Source organism: Streptomyces sp. 3330 (genome assembly GCF_031456635.1).
Lineage (GTDB): Bacteria > Actinomycetota > Actinomycetes > Streptomycetales > Streptomycetaceae > Streptomyces.
Window position 1 is genome coordinate 18,837 of the sequence record NZ_JAVDVA010000042.1, and the last position, 19,098, is coordinate 37,934.

Annotated in this window: 16 protein-coding genes; 10 read left to right on the forward strand and 6 right to left on the reverse strand. The window is 71.6% G+C overall.

Annotated features, from left to right (window positions below; translation table 11 throughout):
• The first annotated feature begins 305 nt into the window (after window positions 1–305).
• The 3 genes from J2X68_RS37905 to J2X68_RS37915 are packed head-to-tail and all read left to right on the forward strand — an operon-like array spanning window position 306 to window position 3,155.
• Window positions 306–1,706, forward strand: a complete 1,401-nt coding sequence (locus J2X68_RS37905; protein ID WP_310437166.1) for an MFS transporter — start codon at window positions 306–308, stop codon at window positions 1,704–1,706.
• A gap of 49 nt (window positions 1,707–1,755) precedes the next feature.
• Window positions 1,756–2,229: a hypothetical protein gene (locus J2X68_RS37910; protein ID WP_310437167.1), complete on the forward strand. Its 474-nt coding sequence runs from the start codon at window positions 1,756–1,758 to the stop codon at window positions 2,227–2,229.
• A gap of 53 nt (window positions 2,230–2,282) precedes the next feature.
• Window positions 2,283–3,155, forward strand: a complete 873-nt coding sequence (locus J2X68_RS37915; RefSeq protein WP_399041803.1) for a PaaX family transcriptional regulator C-terminal domain-containing protein — start codon at window positions 2,283–2,285, stop codon at window positions 3,153–3,155.
• A 49-nt stretch (window positions 3,156–3,204) separates the two neighbouring features.
• Here J2X68_RS37915 and J2X68_RS37920 read toward each other — a convergent pair whose 3' ends face one another.
• A complete protein-coding gene (locus J2X68_RS37920) occupies window positions 3,205–4,062 on the reverse strand; it encodes an SAM-dependent methyltransferase (RefSeq protein ID WP_310437168.1) in 858 nt (285 codons plus the stop codon).
• A gap of 405 nt (window positions 4,063–4,467) precedes the next feature.
• Window positions 4,468–4,905, reverse strand: a complete 438-nt coding sequence (locus tag J2X68_RS37925; protein WP_020130078.1) for a hypothetical protein — start codon at window positions 4,903–4,905, stop codon at window positions 4,468–4,470.
• Between the two features lie 563 nt (window positions 4,906–5,468).
• Between J2X68_RS37925 and hemL the strand changes: the two genes are divergently transcribed.
• From hemL to ccsB, 7 genes are all read left to right on the forward strand, one after another.
• Window positions 5,469–6,788 carry a glutamate-1-semialdehyde 2,1-aminomutase gene (gene hemL, locus J2X68_RS37930; protein WP_310437169.1) on the forward strand — a complete coding sequence of 440 codons (1,320 nt, stop codon included), beginning with the start codon at window positions 5,469–5,471 and terminating at the stop codon, window positions 6,786–6,788.
• Window positions 6,789–6,886: 98 nt separating this feature from the next.
• Window positions 6,887–7,534 (forward strand): histidine phosphatase family protein, encoded by a 648-nt coding sequence (locus J2X68_RS37935; protein WP_054238877.1) that lies wholly within the window; start codon window positions 6,887–6,889, stop codon window positions 7,532–7,534.
• Between the two features lie 371 nt (window positions 7,535–7,905).
• Window positions 7,906–9,219, forward strand: coding sequence for a hypothetical protein (locus J2X68_RS37940; RefSeq protein WP_310437189.1), 1,314 nt, complete (start codon window positions 7,906–7,908; stop codon window positions 9,217–9,219).
• A gap of 66 nt (window positions 9,220–9,285) precedes the next feature.
• Window positions 9,286–9,918: a TlpA disulfide reductase family protein gene (locus J2X68_RS37945; RefSeq protein WP_310437170.1), complete on the forward strand. Its 633-nt coding sequence runs from the start codon at window positions 9,286–9,288 to the stop codon at window positions 9,916–9,918.
• Window position 9,919: 1 nt separating this feature from the next.
• Window positions 9,920–10,690 (forward strand): cytochrome c biogenesis protein CcdA, encoded by a 771-nt coding sequence (locus J2X68_RS37950; RefSeq protein ID WP_310437171.1) that lies wholly within the window; start codon window positions 9,920–9,922, stop codon window positions 10,688–10,690.
• Window positions 10,691–10,693: 3 nt separating this feature from the next.
• Window positions 10,694–12,448, forward strand: coding sequence for a cytochrome c biogenesis protein ResB (locus tag J2X68_RS37955; RefSeq protein ID WP_310437172.1), 1,755 nt, complete (start codon window positions 10,694–10,696; stop codon window positions 12,446–12,448).
• Window positions 12,445–13,521, forward strand: coding sequence for a c-type cytochrome biogenesis protein CcsB (ccsB, locus tag J2X68_RS37960; protein ID WP_310437173.1), 1,077 nt, complete (start codon window positions 12,445–12,447; stop codon window positions 13,519–13,521). Before J2X68_RS37955 ends, ccsB begins: the two co-directional genes overlap by 4 nt.
• Window positions 13,522–13,629: 108 nt before the next feature.
• On the opposite strand, the gene J2X68_RS37965 is transcribed toward ccsB, so the two are convergent.
• The 4 genes from J2X68_RS37965 to J2X68_RS37980 form a co-directional block, all read right to left on the reverse strand.
• Entirely contained in the window at window positions 13,630–15,186 is a 1,557-nt protein-coding gene (locus J2X68_RS37965; RefSeq protein WP_310437174.1) for a hypothetical protein, read from the reverse strand.
• Entirely contained in the window at window positions 15,186–17,366 is a 2,181-nt protein-coding gene (locus J2X68_RS37970) for a hypothetical protein (RefSeq protein WP_310437175.1), read from the reverse strand. Before J2X68_RS37970 ends, J2X68_RS37965 begins: the two co-directional genes overlap by 1 nt.
• Before the next feature lie 120 nt (window positions 17,367–17,486).
• On the reverse strand, window positions 17,487–18,437 hold the full coding sequence (locus tag J2X68_RS37975) for a 2-oxoglutarate and iron-dependent oxygenase domain-containing protein (RefSeq protein WP_310437190.1): 951 nt from the start codon (window positions 18,435–18,437) through the stop codon (window positions 17,487–17,489).
• A gap of 67 nt (window positions 18,438–18,504) precedes the next feature.
• Window positions 18,505–18,963 carry a nucleoside deaminase gene (locus tag J2X68_RS37980; RefSeq protein WP_310437176.1) on the reverse strand — a complete coding sequence of 153 codons (459 nt, stop codon included), beginning with the start codon at window positions 18,961–18,963 and terminating at the stop codon, window positions 18,505–18,507.
• Window positions 18,964–19,098 lie beyond the last annotated feature (135 nt).

Below are 19,098 nucleotides of genomic sequence, written 5' to 3' on the forward strand. Positions count from 1 at the left end.
CGGGACCGGCCCGTACGACCCGGACGGCTGATTCGGAACCGGCCCGTACGACCCGGACGGCTGATTCGGAACCGGCCCGTACGACCCGGACGGCCGGTCCGCGTGACCCGTACGGATCGGCCTGTACGGCCCGTACGGGCCGGTCTGCGCGATCCGCCCGTCCCTGAGCGGGCCCGGGCGGGTCACCGTGCTCCGTCGGAGGCAGTGGCCGCGCCGCGGGACCAATGTTGTGCATTTTATTGACGACGGTTACTTGAAGGCCTAACTTCGCGGTGTCCTTCCCCCCCCGGTCCAGGGAGACCGCGATGCCCCCGTCCCCCGTCGCATCACCGTCACCGTCACCGTCACCGTCGCCCGCTTCGTCCGCATCCCCCGCGACCGACGCCGAACGGACCCGGCAGCTGCGCGTCGTCGCCTCCGGACTGCTCGGCACCGCCGTGGAGTTCTACGACTTCCTCGTCTACGGAACTGTCGCCGCCCTCGTCTTCGGCGAGCTGTTCTTCCCCGGCGCCGACCCCGCTGTCGGCACCATCGCGGCGTTCGGCACCTTCGCCGCCGGCTATGTCGCCCGCCCGCTCGGCGGCATCCTCTTCGGGCACTTCGGCGACCGGCTCGGCCGCAAGTCGATGCTGCTGCTCACCATGGGTCTGATGGGCGGCGCGAGCTTCCTCGTCGGACTGCTGCCCACGTACGACACGATCGGCGTATGGGCGCCGGTGCTGCTGATCACCCTGCGGGTCGTGCAGGGCGTGGCCATCGGCGGTGAGTGGGGCGGCGCCACGCTCATGGTCGTCGAGCACGCGGGCGAGCTGCGGCGCGGACTGTGGTCCAGCTTCACGCAGATGGGAGCTCCGCTCGGCTCCCTGCTGTCCACCGCCGTCGTCGCGCTCGTCGTCACCCTCCCCAAGGACGAGTTCGCGGCCTGGGGCTGGCGGGTGCCGTTCCTGCTGAGCGTGGTGCTGCTCGGTGTCGGGCTCTTCGTCCGCCTCAAGGTCGTCGAGAGTCCGCTGTTCGCCGAGGTGAAGAAGGACCGCGCGCAGTCGCGGCTGCCCATCCTCGACGTGCTGCGACGGCCGCGCCCGGTCCTGCTGGCCTGTTGCGTCGGTATCGGCGCCTTCACCGCCCAGTCGCTGCTCACCAGCTATCTGATCGCGTACGCCACCGGCATCGGCTACGCCCGTCCGCAGGTGCTCACCGCGCTCACGGTGTCCGCCGCCGTCGCCCTCGTCGTGCTGCCCTGCGCCTCCATACTCTCCGACCGGGTCGGCCGCCGTCCGGTCGTCCTCGCCGGCGCCCTCGCCTCGGCGGCGCTGGCCTTCCCCGTCCTCGCGCTGGTCGACTCCGGCTCGCCCGGACTGCTGATCCTCGCCGTCGTCCTCGGTCACGGCATCGCCCAGTCCACGATGTACGGCCCGCTGGGCGCCCTGCTCACCGAGATGTTCGGCACCCGGGTCCGCTACACCGGCGCCTCCCTCGGCTACCAGGGCGCCACCCTCGTCGGGGCCGGCTTCTCCCCGATGATCGCGGGCAGCCTGGTGGCGGCGAGCGGCAGCAGCACCCCCGTCTCCCTGCTGCTCTGCGGCGGCGCCGCCGTCACCGCCGTGACGGTCCTCTTCGTACGCGAGACCAGCCGGACGTCCCTCGCCGACCCCGCGGACCCCGCCGAAGGCTCCGGCGCCCCTCACACGCAGGAGATCTCCGCATGACACCCCCCACCCCGATCCCGAGCGCCGCCGACCCGGCGCGGTGGCATGGATGAGCCGCACCAGTTCCTTCACCGGAGAACCCGCCAAGCCGCGGCTCTCGGCCCACACCACCGGTGACGCCCCGGTCCCGGCCCACACCACCGGTGACGCCCCGGTCCCGGCCCACACCACCGGTGACGCCCCGGTCTCGGCCCACACCACCGGTGACGCCCCGGTCCCGGTCCCGGCCCAGACCGAGAGCGCCCTGCGCCGGGCCGTGAACGCTGCCGGATCCTCGGCCCCGCCGCGTCAGGCGTGCGTCGGCAAGGCGGGCCACGGCGCCGTCAGCCCCGCCGAACAACTCGACGCCCTGCGCGCCCCGGAGGACCGACTCTCCACCGGCCGCCGACGGGGCACCGACCCGGCCGCGCTCAACTCCCGCGCCGCAGCGGCCGATCCGGCGACCCCCACCCGATACGTCGCCGACCGCCCCGCACCCGGCCCGCGCCGGTACGACCTCGCCCACCCGGCCGACCGCCGGTGACCCCGTACGACCGTCCGCCGCACCCGTCGGCGGGCGGTCGTACTCTTTCCCCCGTGGAGGACGACGACATCCCGGACACCATGACGCACGACATGCCGGACGCATCCGGCGCGGGCGCACCGCAGTTGCGCCCGCAGTCGCTCATGCTCGCCTTCTTCGGCAACCACGTCCTGGAGGAGGGAGACCTGTGCGTCTACTCGGGCAGCATCATCGACGTGCTCGGCCGGGTCGGCGTCGGTGAGCAGGCCGTCCGCTCCACGCTGACCCGCATGGTCAGCCGGGGCCTGCTGCGGCGGCAGCGGGAGGGCCGCAAGATGTACTTCGGCCTCACCGAGCAGGCGACGCGCGTCCTGCGGGACGGCCGTACCCGCATCTGGCGCGAGGGCGCGGTCAACGACGACTGGGACGGCGACTGGACGCTGCTCGGCTTCTCGCTTCCCGAGTCCCGCCAGCGTGAGCGCCACGACCTGCGCTCACGGCTCGCGTGGTCCGGGTTCGGCGCCCTGTACAGCGGGCTGTGGATCGCGCCGGGGAAGGTCGACGTCGCTCCCGTCGTCGCCGAACTGGGCCTCGGCGCCCACGTCAAGATCTTCCACGCCTCCGCCGACGAGGCCACCGACATCGGCCTCATGATCCGCGACACCTGGGACCTGGAGAGCGTCGCCGCCCGCTATGTCTCCTTCGACAAGCGCTGGACGGCCCACCTGAACGCGGGACCGGGCGAGGACCCGATCGGCACCCGCCTGCGCCTGGTCAGCGAATGGCTCTGGACGATCCGCGCGGACCCCCGGCTCCCGTCCCGCCACCTCCCCCCGGACTGGCCGGCCGGCCCCGCCCAGGACACCTTCCACCGAGCGGCCCGCCAAACCGAATCCCCGGCCCGCCACCTGGCCCACCAACTCCTGCAGACAACGCTTCTGCGCTGAGCGGGTGACCAGGCGACCGGGCGGTCCATGGCGTCCAGCGCCCCGGAGGTCAGCCGTTCTTGCGGGCCACTCCGCCGTAGATGCCGATCGGCGGGGTGTCGGGGTTCGGGGGCTCTTCGGGGCGCCAGTCCGGGACCGGGACCAGGCCCGGGTCGAGGAGGGTGAAGTCGCCGAAGAGGTCCAGGACGCGGGCGTGGGGGCGCAGGTTCAGGGAGGCGCTGGCCTTGTTGTAGACGGAGGCCGCGTTCTCGCGCCGGTCCTCGTGGACGTCTCCGGTGGCGTGCGACAGGACGAGGTAGGAGCCGGTGGGCAGCGCGTTGCGCAGTGTCGCGACGACGGCGTCCGGGTCGTCCGCGTCGGCGAGGAAGTGCACGACGGCCACCAGCAGCAGCGCCACGGGCTCGTCGAAGTCGATGATCTTGCGGACGTCGGGGTGGTCGAGGACGGCACGGGGATCCCGCAGGTCGGCCAGGACGACCGAGGTGTGGGCGTCGGTACCGGGGTCGGCGTCGGCCATGAGAGCCATCGAGTGGGTGCTGACGATCGGATCGTTGTCGACGTACGCGACCCGCGTCCCGGGGGCGATGGAGTGCGCGATCTGGTGCACGTTGGGTTCGGTGGGCAGCCCGGTGCCGATGTCGAGGATCTGCCGGATGCCGCCCTCCGCGACGACGTGCCGGACGGCGCGGTGCATGAAGTGCCGGTTGGCGCGGACCCCGTCGCGCACCTCGGGCGCCACCTTGATGAACTGCTCGGCGGCATCCCGGTCGACCTCGTAGTTGTCCTTCCCGCCGAGGAAGTAGTCGTACATGCGGGCCGGGTGGGGCTTGCTGGTGTCTATCTTCAAGAAGGGGCTGCCGGTGCCGCCGTTACCGGCGTCGCTGCTGCCGCTGAGGGGAGAGGTCATGCTGCCTGGCTCCGTCCTGGACTCGCGTCCCACCACCGGATGGACCGCCGTGAGTGACTGTCAGATCATCATTCACCATGCGGGTTCGCTGGAGGACCAGCCCCGTCCCCGTGGCGGTCGACACGCTCCGTGAAACCCGAACCACCGGACCCACGACGGGAGTTCCCGACCTGGGAATGTGCTGCCCGCCCGAACGGCCACCGCTGCGGGTGCAGCAGCCGATGTCCGATGTCCGATGCCGATCGCTCATGCCCGCCGCGACCTCGCCGACCCGCTGCCACCCCTGCGGGCCGACCGCCGCCACCCCTTCGGCCCCCGCCCGGCCCGCACAGCAGAGAACGAATGCCGCGGGTACTGAAAAGGGCGAGGTCCGAAGACCTCGCCCGCCACCGGTGACGCCTCAGCTCACGGCCAGACCAAGCAGTACGGCTGATGCCCCGCCTCGTGCAGGCGGTGGCTGAAGTCCTGCCACTCGTGCAGCAGCTGGTACACGTTGAACGCGTCCCGGGGGCCGCCCCGGTCCGGGACCGTCGACCAGATGAAGGCCGCCGCGCCCACCGCTTCCTCGCCTATGTCCCGCAGCGGGTCCACGACCGTCATGGGGAGCTTCACCACGGCGTAGTCGGGGTGGAGGACGACCAGCTCCAGCGGGGGCACCTTGCTGAGGGGGACGCCTTCGATGCCGGTCAGCACCATCGCGGCCATGGTCTCCGGCTTGATCTTGGTGAACATGCCGTTCATGCCGAGCTCGTCGCCGCCGAGTTCCTCAGGGCGCATCGAGATCGGGACGCGGGCCGCGGTCGCGCCGTCGGGCGCGCCGAAGTACTTGTACGTCACCCCCACCCGACCACCATTCCTGCTCCCTGCCCCGAGGGGATCGATCCGCTGACCGACGCGCCGGTCGACCTGCTCGAACCGCTCGATCCGGTCGATCCGGTCGATCTGATCGATACGGTCGGTCCGCTCGGGTTCACTCGGTACACCTTGTGCCTGCGTCTGACGTGCTTCGTTGGCTTCCTCCGCGTCGCGCCGGTGCCTTCCCCGCCGGGCACGTCGAGGACCCAGGTCGTCAGTCCCCTCGCCCAGTCCGCCACCGCGATGCATATCTCCACCCGACTGCTTTTCTAGGACGCGTGGCCCCCGCCGCGCAACCCGATCATCGTGTCAGTGACCTCCCCCACGGCCGCCCGCCGAAACGTGCGTTGAAACACCTGTCCGCAGGATCTTCGCAGCCACAGGACACCCGGTCGGTGTGAGCTACGTCTATCAGGCCCGTTCCGACTCAGTTTCGCAGATGGTGAAGCCGATGACGGCCCCGCCGGGCCCCGACCGCCGCTGGCCTACCCTGGGAGGTCACTGACAACCGGAGTCCAGCAAGTCGGAGAAGGTCGGAGAAGTCGCAGGTCATGAGCGAACTGCCCTATTCATACGATGCGCCTGTATCGCAGGCGCTGTTCGACCGTGCGTCCGCTGTCACGCCGGGGGGTGTGAACTCGCCGGTGCGCGCGTTCCGCGCCGTGGGCGGCACGCCCCGGTTCATGGTGTCCGGCACCGGCCCCTATCTGACGGACGCCGACGGCCGTGAGTACGTCGACCTCGTCTGTTCCTGGGGGCCCATGATCCTCGGGCACTCGCACCCCGAGGTGATCGCCGCCGTGCAGGAGGCCGTCTCGCGCGGCACCTCCTTCGGCACGCCCGGTGAGGGCGAGGTCACGCTCGCCGAGGAGATGGTCGCCCGCATCGAGCCCCTGGAGGAGGTGCGGCTCGTCTCCAGCGGCACCGAGGCCACCATGTCGGCCATCCGGCTCGCCCGCGGGTTCACCCGGCGCACCAAGGTGATCAAGTTCGCCGGCTGCTACCACGGGCACGTCGACTCGCTCCTCGCGGCGGCGGGCTCGGGCGTCGCGACCTTCGCGCTTCCCGACACGCCCGGTGTCACCGGCGCTCAGGCCGGCGACACCATCGTCCTGCCGTACAACGACCTCGAGGCCGTGCAGGAGGCCTTCCACCGGCACCCCGGCGAGATCGCCTGTGTGATCACCGAGGCCTCGCCGGGCAACATGGGCGTCGTGCCGCCCCTTCCCGGCTTCAACCAGGGGCTCAAGGACGCCTGCCAGAACAACGGGGCGCTCTTCATCTCCGACGAGGTCATGACCGGGTTCCGGACCAGCCGGGCCGGCTGGTACGGGATCGACGGCGTGCGGCCGGACCTCATGACCTTCGGGAAGGTCATGGGCGGCGGCTTCCCCGCGGCGGCCTTCGGCGGCCGGGCGGACGTCATGGCGCACCTCGCCCCCGCCGGGCCCGTCTACCAGGCCGGCACCCTCTCCGGTAACCCCGTGGCGACCGCCGCCGGGCTGGCCCAGCTCCGGCTCCTCGACGACGCCGCCTACGCCACGATCGACGACGTCTCCACCCGGATCCAGACCATGGTGTCGGAGGCGCTGGCCAAGGAGGGTGTCGCGCACACGCTCCAGAGCGCCTCCAACATGTTCTCCGTCTTCTTCACGGACCGGCCGGTCCGTGACTACGACGACGCCAGGGCGCAGGAGTCGTTCCGCTTCACCGCCTTCTTCCACTCGCTGCTGGCGAACGGCGTGTACCTGCCGCCGTCGTCCTTCGAGTCCTGGTTCGTGTCCACGGCCCACGACGACCGGGCCCTCCAGAGGATCGCCGACGCCCTTCCGGCGGCGGCCCGAGCGGCTGCGGAGGCCACAGCGGCATGACCACCCCGGAAAACGCCCCCGAGAACGCCCGCGAGAAGGCCCTCGAGGACTCCTTCGAGAAGAACGCGCGCACCAAGGACCTCACCGTCGTCCACCTCATGCGGCACGGTGAGGTCGACAACCCCGACGGAGTGCTCTACGGCCGTCTCGACGGCTACCACCTCTCCGAGCTGGGCCGGCAGATGGCCGACCGGGTCGCCGAGCACCTCGCCTCCCGTGACGTCACCCACGTCGTCGCCTCCCCGCTGGAGCGGGCGCAGGAGACGGCGACGCCGATCGCCAAGGCGCACGGGCTCGACCTGGCCACCGACGCGCGGCTCCTGGAGGCGGAGAACGTCTTCCAGGGCAAGACCTTCGGCGTGGGGGACGGGGCGCTGCGCCGGCCCGAGAACTGGAAGCACCTCGTCAACCCGTTCAAGCCGTCCTGGGGCGAGCCGTACGTCGACCAGGTCGTCCGGATGATGGGCGCGCTGGACGCGGCGAAGGACGCGGCCCGCGGGCGGGAGGCGGTGCTCGTCAGTCACCAGCTGCCGATCTGGATCGTGCGGTCCTACGTCGAGCGGCGGCGGCTGTGGCACGACCCGCGCAAGCGGCAGTGCACGCTCGCCTCGCTGACGACCTTCACGTACCAGGGCGACCGGATCGTGTCCGTCGGTTACAGCGAACCCGCCATCGACCTGGTCCCCGCCCACCTCCGGGCCGGCGCCAAGCCGGTACAGGGCAAGGGCAAGGCCTTCGGGGCGTAGCCCCGACCCGACCCGACCGGCTTCCGGATCCCGCCCCGCCTTCCGGATCCGGACCCGGCCCGCCTTGCCGGCCCCGGCCCGCCTTGCCGGGCCGGGGCCGGGGCCGGGGGCTCGCCCTCCGGGGCAGGCTCCCGCCCCCCGCTCCCGGCTGCCGCCTTCGGCTCCCGGCTCGTGCCCCTGGCCCCTGGCCCCCGAACCTGGCCCCCTCCCTCGGCTCCCGGCCCCCACGCCCCGCCCCCGGTCGCCGTTCCCGCAGCGTGTGGCTGGAATCAGGCCCTCTGTTACGGAATCCGGAACTATCGGCGGAACCTCCTCGTTCGGCACGTCCTCTGATTGGGTGACCATCGGAAAATGTGACGAACGGGGTTGCCATGCGCGCCATCACCCGACGGGGAGCACTCGGACTCGGTGCCGGGGCCGCCGCCGCTGCCGGACTCGTGGGCTGCGGCAGCCTCACGGACTCGGACGGGCCGAGCACCCCCGGCGGTTCCGGCGGCTCCGGCAAGCCCTCCGGCAGTGCCAGTCCGAAGGTGACCGCCCGCCCCCTCGGCGACGGCTCCACGTCCTTCACCGGCAAGCAGCCCCACCAGCCGGCCAAGCCCGTGCCGCTCCAGCCCGGCGAGGAGCCGCCGCAGTTCGTCGTCTTCTCCTGGGACGGGGCGGGAGAGGTCGGCAACGGGCTCTTCACGCGCTTCCTCGACCTCGCCAAGGCGCACGGCGCGAGCATGACCTTCTTCCTCTCCGGGCTGTATCTGCTGCCCGAGTCGAAGAAGCGGCTCTACGACCCGCCGAACAACCCGCGCGGCGCCTCCGACATCGGCTACCTCACCGACGAGCACGTCAGGATGACGCTCGACGGCGTCCGCCGCGCCTGGCTCGAGGGGCACGAGATAGGCACCCACTTCAACGGGCACTTCTGCTCCGGGAACGGGACCGTCGGCAACTGGACGCCCAAGCAGTGGCGCAGCGAGATCGACCAGGCGAAGTCGTTCGTGAAGGAGTGGCGGACCAACACCGGCTGGAGCGACCTGCCCGCGCTGCCCTTCGACTACGACAAGGAACTCGTCGGCGGCCGGACCCCCTGTCTGCTCGGCCAGGACAACCTGCTGCCCACCGCCCGCGCCCTCGGCTGGCGCTACGACGCCTCCTCCCCGGGCGGGCGCCAGGTGTGGCCGCGGAAGAAGGACGGGATCTGGGACCTGCCGCTGCAGCAGATACCGTTCCCGGGCCGCGGCTTCGAGGTCCTCTCGATGGACTACAACATGCTCGCCAACCAGTCGATCAACTCGACCAAGGCGCCCAGCCACAACTACCCGGGCTGGCGGCAGCAGTCGTCGCAGGCGTACATACAGGGATTCAAGCGGGCATTCGAGACGAACCGGGCACCCTTCTTCGTCGGCAACCACTTCGAGCAGTGGAACGGCGGCATCTACATGGACGCCGTCGAGGAGGCCTTCAAGCACATCGCGCGCGAGAAGGAGAAGGGCGCGGACGTACGGCTGGTCTCCTTCCGGCAGTTCGTGGACTGGATCGACGTCCAGAAGCCGGAGGTCCTCGAGAAGCTGCGCACCCTCGACGTCGGGCAGCAGCCGGCCGGCGGCTGGAAGACCTTCCTGGGCGCGAACACCCCCTCATCGTCCAGCTCCGCGCCCGCGTCCGCCGGCAGCACCGCCAACGCCGCCTGAAATGGGGTTTTCTCCCCGCAAGGGGGGTGCGCAAGATCCCCAGAACGGGCATGCGAAACTTTTCACATGAGTGCCGCCAGCCGCGCCCCCCTGCGCTCGACCAGCCGGAACCGCTCGCGCCGTGCCGTCCTGACCACGGCCGCCGGTGGAGCCGTCGCCGCACTGCTGCTGTCCGCCTGCACCTCCGGAGGAACCGCCGGAGGAGGCGGTGACACCAACTTCGTGATGGGCAAGGACGGCATCTCCACCGCGAAGAAGGGGTCGCGGGCCACGGCTCCCGACCTGTCCGGCAAGACCGTGGCCGGAGGGCAGCTCGACGTCGCCGCCTACAAGGGCAAGGTCGTCGTCCTCAACGTGTGGGGCTCCTGGTGTGCCCCGTGCCGTGCCGAGGCGCCCAACTTCCAGAAGGTCTACGCCGACCTCAAGGACCAGGGCGTGCAGTTCGTCGGCATCAACACGCTCGACACCAGCAACGACAACGCCCTCGCCTTCGAGAAGCAGCAGGGCATCACCTACCCCAGCCTGTCCGACCCGAAGGGCAAGCTGCTGCTGCGCTTCAAGAAGGGCACGCTCAGCCTCCAGGCCATCCCCTCCACGCTGGTCATAGACCGGGAGGGCAAGATCGCCGCCAGGTCGCTGGCCGCGCTCAGCGAGGACAGGCTGCGCAAGATGATCGCGCCCGTCCTCGCGGAGAAGTGACGTGAGCGCGGTCACCACGCTCGCCGCGACCGGTTACAACGACACCGTGCTCAACGGCGCGTTGCTGGTCGCGCTGCCGATCGCGCTGCTCGGCGGGCTGGTCTCCTTCTTCTCGCCGTGCGTCCTGCCGCTCGTCCCGGGCTATCTGTCGTACGTCACCGGCGTCGCCGGCACCGACCTGGCCGAGGCCCGCCGCGGGCGGATGGTCGCCGGCGCGTCGCTCTTCGTCCTGGGCTTCACCGCCGTGTTCGTCTCCAGCGGGGCCCTGTTCGGCTACTTCGGCGAGAACCTCCAGGCCAACCAGGACGTCCTGTCGAAGGTGCTGGGCGGGCTCATGATCCTCATGGGCGTCTTCTTCATGGGGCTGATGCCCTGGATGACCCAGCGGGAGTTCCGCTTCCACAAGAGGCCCGTCGCCGGGCTGGCCGGCGCCCCGCTGCTCGGCGCGCTGTTCGGCATCGGCTGGACCCCGTGCATCGGCCCGACCCTGGCCTCCGTGATCGCCCTCTCCTCCCAGCAGGGAAGCGCGGGCCGCGGTGCCATACTGACCGTCGCCTACTGCCTCGGCCTCGGTGTGCCCTTCGTGCTCGCCGCGGTCGCCTTCCGCAAGGCGCTCGGCGCCTTCGGCTGGGTCAAGCGTCACTACGCCTGGGTGATGCGGATCGGCGGCACGATGATGATCGTGACCGGTCTGCTGCTGCTGACCGGTGCGTGGGACCGCCTCGTGCAGGACATCCAGTCCTGGTCCGTCGGCTTCACTGTGGGGATCTGATTCATGAGCAAGAGCACCGTCGGCGCCGCCCCCGGCGAGCCCCCGGCCGCCGCCGACGAGCAGGAACTGGGCGCCGCCGGCTCCCAGCTGTCCACCGCGCCCGTGGACACGCTGGCCAGTGGACCCACCCTCGGGGTCGTCGGCTGGGCCCGCTGGTTCTGGCGGCAGCTGACCTCCATGCGGGTCGCGCTGCTGCTGCTCCTGCTGCTGGCCCTCGGCGCGATCCCCGGTTCGCTGATCCCGCAGTCCGGCACCGACGAGACGAAGGTCGCCGACTTCCGGCGGGCCCACGGGACGCTCGCGCCGATCTACGACAGGCTCGGCCTCTTCCACGTCTACAGCTCGGTGTGGTTCTCCGCGATCTACATCCTGCTGTTCGTCTCCCTCATCGGCTGCATCGTGCCCCGCACCTGGCAGTTCGTCGGTCAGCTGCGCGGCCGCCCGCCGGGCGCGCCGAAGCGGCTGACCCGGCTGCCCGCGTACACCACCTGGCGCACCGACGCCGAGCCGGAACAGGTCCGTGAGGCCGCGCTCGCGCTGCTGCGCAAGCGTCGCTTCCGCGCCCACCTCGCCGGGGACGCCGTCGCCGCGGAGAAGGGCTACCTGCGTGAGGTCGGCAACCTCTCCTTCCACATCGCGCTGATCGTGATGCTCGTCGCCTTCGCCTGCGGCCAGCTGTACAAGTCCGAGGGGAACAAGCTGGTCGTCGAGGGCGACGGCTTCTCCAACACCCTCACCCAGTACAACGACTTCAAGTCCGGCAACCTCTTCGGCACCGACGACCTGAACCCGTTCAGCTTCACCCTGGACAAGTTCACCGGCACGTACGAGACCTCGGGTCCCAACAAGGGCACCGCGCGCACCTTCCAGTCCGCGATCACCTACAGCGTGGGCGCGTACGGCAAGGAGAAGAAGGCCGTCGTCAAGGTCAACCACCCGCTGGAGATCGACGACTCGAAGGTCTACCTGACCGCCCACGGCTACGCGCCCGTCATCACCGTCCGCGACGGCAAGGGCGAGGTGGTCTACCGCGACGCGGTGCCGCTGCTGCCGCTCGACTCCAACATCACCTCCAGCGGTGTGATCAAGGTCCTCGACGGCTACCGGGACGCCAAGGGCGTCAGCGAGCAGCTGGGCATCTCGGCCTTCTTCCTGCCGACGTACACCCAGGGCAGCGAGGCCGCCTCGACGTTCCCGTCGCTGCGCAATCCGGTGCTGAACCTGACGCCGTACCACGGTGACCTCGGCATCGATTCGGGCATCCCGCAGAGCGTGTACCAGCTCGACAAGTCGCACATGAAGGAGTTCAAGGACTCCAAGGGCCTGCAGCTGCGGGACAACCTGAAGCCCGGCGAGACCATGACCCTGCCGAACGGCGCGGGATCGGTGACCTACGAGGGCACCAAGGAGTGGGCGAACTTCCAGGTCACCCAGCAGCCCGCGAGCGGCTGGGCGCTGGGCGGGGCCATCGCCGCGATCTTCGGTCTCGCCGGGTCCCTGTTCCTCCAGCGCCGCCGGGTCTGGGTGCGCGCGGTGAAGGGCGCCGACGGGGTGACGGTCGTCGAGATGGGCGGGCTCGGCCGCAGCGAGTCGGCCAAGGTGCCCGAGGAGCTGGGCGACCTCGCCGGGGTCCTGTACGACCAGGCCCCCTCGTCGCCGGACCCCGACACCCCTGACACCCCCGCATCCCGTGACACCCCCGCATCGTCCGCATCCCCCGAACCCGAAGTCGTACCTGCCGAAGGGGCTGGGAAGTGACTCTCGCCGCCGCCACCAACGAAAACCTCGCGAGCATCAGCAACACGCTGATCTACTCCGCGATGGCCGTCTACACCCTGGCCTTCTTCGCGTACATCGCCGAGTGGCTGCTCGGCAGCCGCAGCAAGGTCGGCCGTACCGCGGCCGCGCTGACCGCCACGACGGCGGCCAAGGGCCCGGCCGTCGCCGTCAAGAAGAACGGCGGCACGGCCGTCCTGGAGCGGCCGCAGGTCGTCGTGCGCTCCGCGGCCGGCGCCCGTGACGTGCCGGACGGGCCCGGCGCACACGGGGGCGACGAGCAGGGCGACATGTACGGCCGGATCGCCATCTCCCTCACCGTGCTCGCGTTCCTGGTCGAGCTGGGCGGCGTGATCGCCCGCGCGGCCTCGGTGGAGCGGGCGCCGTGGGGCAACATGTACGAGTTCAACCTCACCTTCTCCACGGTGGCCGTCGGCGTGTACCTCGGGCTGCTGGCGCTGAAGAAGAACGTGCGCTGGCTCGGCCTGTTCCTGATCACGACGGTGCTCCTGGACCTGGGTCTCGCGGTCACCGTCCTGTACACGGCGAGCGACCAGCTGGTCCCGGCGCTGCACTCGTACTGGCTGTACATCCACGTCTCCACCGCGATCTTCTGCGGCGCGGTGTTCTACGTCGGCGCGGTCGCCACGATCCTGTACCTGTTCAAGGACGGCTACGAGAACAAGCTCGCGACCGGCGGCAAGCCCGGCCGGTTCGCCAACTCGGTCCTGGACCGCCTGCCCGCCTCGGCCTCGCTCGACAAGTTCGCCTACCGCGTCAACGCGGCCGTCTTCCCGCTGTGGACGTTCACGATCATCGCGGGCGCGATCTGGGCGGGCGACGCGTGGGGCCGCTACTGGGGCTGGGACCCCAAGGAGACCTGGTCGTTCATCACCTGGGTCGCCTACGCCTGCTACCTGCACGCCCGGGCCACGGCCGGCTGGAAGGGCCGCAAGGCCGCCTACCTGGCCCTGATCGCGTTCGGCTGCTGGCTGTTCAACTACTACGGCGTCAACATCTTCGTCTCCGGAAAGCACTCGTACGCGGGCGTCTGAGCCGCAACAAGCCGACGGCGAAGGCCGGTTCCCGTGACCTGGGTCACGGGAACCGGCCTTCGCCGTGCCGTCGTCGACAAGGCGGGCCGGCGCCCTCAGGGCGCCGACCTAGGACGGCGGCAGGCACTCCGCGGCCGGCGGCCTGCCCTCCGGCCAGGCGATGCGGACGAAGCGCGAGCCGCCGTCGGGATGGAGTTCCACGATCGGCACGGCCTTGTCGTACGGGTTGCCGTGCACGTCCAGGCAGATCCAGCCGCTCGCCCCGCTCACCCGCAGCGAGCCCTTGACCTGCGGCCACTGGAGGCCGACATCCGCGAGGGGCGGGACGGTGGCGCCGTCGGGCGTCGCCTCGCGGATGCCGTGCACGGCCAGCGTCAGCGCGTCGAAACCGATGATCAGCTGGCCGTCCTCCAGGGCGATCTCGCCGATCGGGCCGACCGGCGCGCGGGCGCTGCGGGCGAGGAGGTCGGTGAGGACCTTCGCGTCCGCCGCCGAACCGCCGTGCAGCGTCGCGGGGGCCTTCACCCAGGCGTCCGGGTGGGCGAGCGAGGTGTAGCGGACGGAGAGGTTGTGGGTGAGGGCGGTGCGGTCCAGCTTCTTGTCGCCGGACAGGTACGAGCCCTCGTCGCCCGTGAGCACCGTGAACTTCCGGTTCTGGCAGCCGCGCGTGCCGAGCGCGTTGACGAACTGCCGAAGCTGTGTGTGCCGGCCGGCGAACAGGATCGTGTCGGTCTCCGCCGAGGTGTCGCACACCAGGTGGGTGATCTGCCGGAAGGTGTTCGCGGTCGTGCCCTCCTGGGTGCGGTCGGCGGGCGGGGTGAACGGCTGCGGCTCGTAGGGCGAACCCTTCAGCAGCGCGGCGAACGACGTCTGGAGCGTCCGCGTGTACGGGTCGCCGGGCTTGTCGTACACCAGCAGGGCCCGGCCGGCGTCGACCTCGGCGAACGAGGCCAGGGCGCGTGCCTCGTCCGTGTTGGTGGGGGAGACCCGGGCCAGGCCGGGGAAGGGGTCCTTGCCGTTCTGCCCGTTGGCGAGGTCGTCGGCGGTGATGGAGGCGCCGACCACCGGGATGCCGCGCCGGGTCAGTTCCGCCACGGCCTTCTTGTTGTTGTCGGTGCTCTGCCCGACCCCGGCGACCGCGCGCAGCCGGTCGGCGCCCTTCGCCATCCGCTCCAGCCGGTCGACCATCGTCTCCCAGTGGTCGCTGGTGGCGCCCGGGTTGGCGAGCACCAGACGGATCGCCGGGGCCTGCCCGTTGGAGGTGTGGTTGGCCTGCCACTGCGCCAGGTAGGCGCCCTGCACCTCGTGCAGGATGTCGCTGAGCGTGGAGGGGGTGGAGGCGGTGTACGGCAGCATCAGCGCGACCGTGACGTAACCGCCCGCCTTCAGCCGGTCGTTCTCCCGGTCGATCGCCCGCACCGCGTCCCGCAGCTGGGGATGCCCGAAGTCGTACGGGCCCGTGGCCACGCCCACGCACTCGTCGCTGCCGGCCGGACGGGCCACCCCGGGCGCGCAGGACCGGTCCTCGTCGGTGACCGCCCGCACGGCGAAGACCAGCCCGGTCAGCACGGCGGCCGTGACCAGCAGCGCCAGATAGCGGTAGAGGCGGATCTCCCAGATCTCCCGCAGCCACCGCACCAGCGGGCTTCTGACTCCGTCGGCCATCACGCCACCCCGTCCCCGTCGCCCGGTCCGTGCCCGTCGCCGTCCGCGTCGCCGTCGTCGTCCTCTGCCGGGGTGCTCAGCGGCCGTCCCGCCAGGGCGTCCCGGGGCCAGGCCTGGGAGGTCGCGAACAGCAGCGCGCCCCCGGCGGGCCGTTGGTCGGACAGCTGGAGCAGCTCGAACTCCAGCCGCCCGCACACCTTCGGGTCCGGCAGCACCAGCGGGTCGGTCACCTGCCAGACGGCGTGCAGCAGCCGCCGTATCCGCAGGTGCAGGGAGGCGTTCACGCCCTCCGGAGGCTCCTGGCCGGCGTCCGTGCGGCCCAGCGCGATCGCCGACCGGCGGTCGTCCTGGCCGTCGCAGTCGCGGCCGGCCGCGTCGTGCGCGTGGAAGTAGGGCGCGGACGCCAGGAACCGCAGGGTGTCCAGCCAGGTGCGGGTGCGCAGGACGGTGAACGTGTCGCGCAGGTAGGCGACCGCGCCGGCCGTGTCACCGAGCGCCAGCTCGTGGTAGAGCCGGTAGCGGGCGTGCGCGGGGTCCTGGTCGTCCGGGTCCCGGCCCTCGGCGTCGGTGTAGTGCCGGATCAGGGTCTCGTGCACCTCGCGCCACTTGGCGTGGTCGGCGTGCCGGTGGTGCAGCCGGAGCAGCAGCAGGGTGCGGACGAAGGGGTCGCCGACGAAGTGGCCCGGCGCGGCGGGCAGCCCCTCCGCGGCGAGCCGGGACCGCAGCGACCGGACCCCCGACGAACCGAAGTCGTCGGGGAGCCGGGCGTCGGCGAGGGCCACGGCGGAGTCGTGGTCGTGGGCGGCCGCGAGGACCGTCAGCTCGTCGAGCCGGTCGGCGGGCACCAGGCGGCCGAGCAACTCGGCGTAGGCGGGCCTGCCGTCGTCGGCCTGTCCCTCCTCCAGCTTGACCTTCGCGGTGAGCAGCCGCCCCAACGAGTCCGCGCGTGCCGGGTGTTGCCGGGCGGCGGTCGCGAGCAGCTCGATGCCGAGCGGGTTCCCGCCGGTCAACCGGTGGGTGGCGTGCGGGAACCGGGGCGGCGGCTCGGCGTCGTCGCACACCGCGCCGACCATGTGCAGGGTGTCGTCGGGGGACAGCGGCGGCAGCGGTACGAGCAGCGCCCGCGAGGAGGGTGAACTGCCCGGCTCCCAGTCCGTGGACCGGGCCACCTCCGGGAGTTCACGGCGTACGGCGTCGCCGAGCGCCGGATGGCTCGCGCCGCGTACCGTCGCCACCCACACCACCTGGTCGGCGACCCCGTCCGCGCGGTCCCGCAGGACGGCGTCCAGCAGCCCGGGGCCCGGGCCGCTCCGCGCGTTGTCCAGCAGCACGAGCGGCCGGCCCAGCCGGGTCAGATGCGAGCCGAGACCCGAGTACGCCTCGGCCAGGTCGGCGAGCAGCGCCCGCACCAGCCAGCGTTCGGCGTGCTCGCGCGAGGTGCCGCCGGCCCGGAAGTTCCCGGCGAGCAGCAGCAGCCCCCGCTTGGCGTTGCCGCCCGCGTTCGGATAGGCGCGGTACCAGGCGGCCGGCCTCTGCTCCTTGCGGTGCGTGACGCCCTCGGAGAGCGCCTCCAGGGTGGCCTCGACGGTCGCCGCGACGAACGGGCCGCCGCCGCTCGCCGCCGCGATCACCTTCGACGCGACCTTCGCCGCCCAGCGCCCGGCCAGGCTGAACCGGGAGGCGCGCTCGTTCAGCAGCAGGATCCGCACCAGCTCCCGCCGGATGCGGTCGGAGTCGGTCCGGCCGCTCCAGTCGCTGGCCCGGACCGCCACCAGCCCGGCCGTCAGCCGCGGGAAGGTGAGCTGTCCGGCCGCCCGCACCGGCTCCGTCAGCTGCTCGGCGACGACCAGCAGCGCCTGCCACACCGGCGACCAGGACTCCGGGCTCTCCTCGTGCGGCGGCCGCGCGAACTGCTCGTCCTCGCAGTCGATCAGCGCGACCGGGGTGCGTCTGCGGGCCTCCCCCCTGCGGGTGTGTTCCGTGTAGGCGTCCCACAGTTCGGCGAGCACCGCGCTCTTGCCCAGCCCCCGGCCGCCCGACAGCACCAGCAGGGGCGGTCCCGCGGGGTGTTCGGGCCTCTCCGCGTGGAGCTCGTACGGACGGATCCCCACGAGTCGCGGTACGAGACCGGCGGGCTCGACGTCGAACAGCGCGCCACGCCCGTACAACCGTCTGTGCACCGCGCACCTCCCCCAGGGCTCGGTTCCCGACGCAAGGGTAAGGAGAGGGAGTTGACAAGTGCCAGATCGCCTGGTGTCCGTTGGGTCACGAAACATGCCGCCGTGAGCGGAATGAGGCCGTCACTCCACCGTGATCGAGTCCAGTTTCTCCCGCAGATACACATGCGAGTCGACCGTCTCGTACGCCACGCGGCCGACGGGCGCCGGCACGGACTCCACGAGGGTCCCGGGGGTGCACTCGCCGAAGTAGACGAGGGACATCAGCTCCTCGGCGGGCGCGTCGGCCGGGGGCGGCAGCACGCGGTGCCTGCCCGAGCGCCACCGGTCGCCGGTCCAGCGGGCCATCAGGTCGCCGATGTTGATGGTGAACGCGTCCGGGTCGAACGGCGCGTCCTCCCAGCCGCCCTCGTCCGTCCAGACCTGGAGCCCGCCCTTGCCGGCCTGCCGGTCGAGGATGGTGACGGTGCCGAAGTCGGTGTGCGGGCCGATCCGGAACTGTCCCGGCTGCGGCTCCCCGACGACCTCCCTCCCCGGATACCAGTTGATGTTGAAACCGTAGGTCGGGTGGTCCATGTGCCGGGAGAAGAAGTCCGGTGCGAGGCCGAGGGCCTCCCCGAGCAGGGAGAGCAACTGCTTCTCCAGCACGGCCATCCGGTGCAGGTACTCCTCGCACAGCCCCCGGAGTTCCGGGACCTCCGCGGGCCATACGTTCGGCGCGTACCACTCCGCGTCGACCACCGGGTCGCCGAAGGGCTCGTGCGTGGCGAAGGTCAGGGACTCCTTCAGGTCCGGCGGTGTCTCCGTCCCCTCCGCGTACCCGTTGGCCTCCGCGCCGGGCCCCAGCCAGCCGCGCCCGCCGACCTTCGCGCCGTACACCTGCTTGACGTCGGCGGGCAGCACGAAGAACTCCCGGGCTGCCTCCCGGATGCGGTCGCGCAGACCGGGGTCGACCCCGTGTCCGGTGATCAGCAGGAACCCGGCGGTCCGCAGGGCGTCGTCGACGGTACGGGCGATCGCGGCGCGGGCGCCGGCGTCGCCGGCGAGCCAGGGCCCGAGGTCGACGGTCGGGATGCGGGCGGCCGCCCGGGAGGCCCGGGAGGCGGTGGGGGACGGGCGGGAGGGGCGGGCGGCAGGGGGGTTACTCACCGATGTCCTCGTTCCAGAGAGCCGGGTTCTTCTCGATGAAGTCGCGCATCAGGGCGACGCACTCGGAGTCGTCGAGGAGCACGATCTCGACGCCGTGCTCCGCCAGCCAGTCGTGCCCGCCGTGGAAGGTGCTCGCCTCGCCGACGAGCACCCGGGAGATGCCGAACTGGCGGACCAGCCCGGAGCAGTACCAGCAGGGGGACAGGGTGGTCACCATCGTCGTGCCGCGGTACGAGCGCTGCCGTCCCGCCGCGCGGAAGGCGGCCGTCTCCGCGTGCGTGGAGGGGTCGCCGTCCTGGACGCGCCGGTTGTGGCCGCGGCCCAGCAGGGCGCCGTCCGGGCCGTAGAGCGCGGCGCCGATCGGGATGCCCCCCTCGGCGAGACCGGCCCGCGCCTCCTCGACGGCGGTGGCCAGCCACGCCCGCGCAGTCGCCTGATCCAGCCGGTCCATGGGGTCCTCCTCGAACAAGGGGCGTGCCGTCACCGGGATCCGTACCCGCGTCAGGATCCGTTCCCCTCACCGCGAGCCGTTCCGCTTCACCGTGCTCCGCTCCGGCTCACCACGGTCCGTTCCGGTCACCGTGAT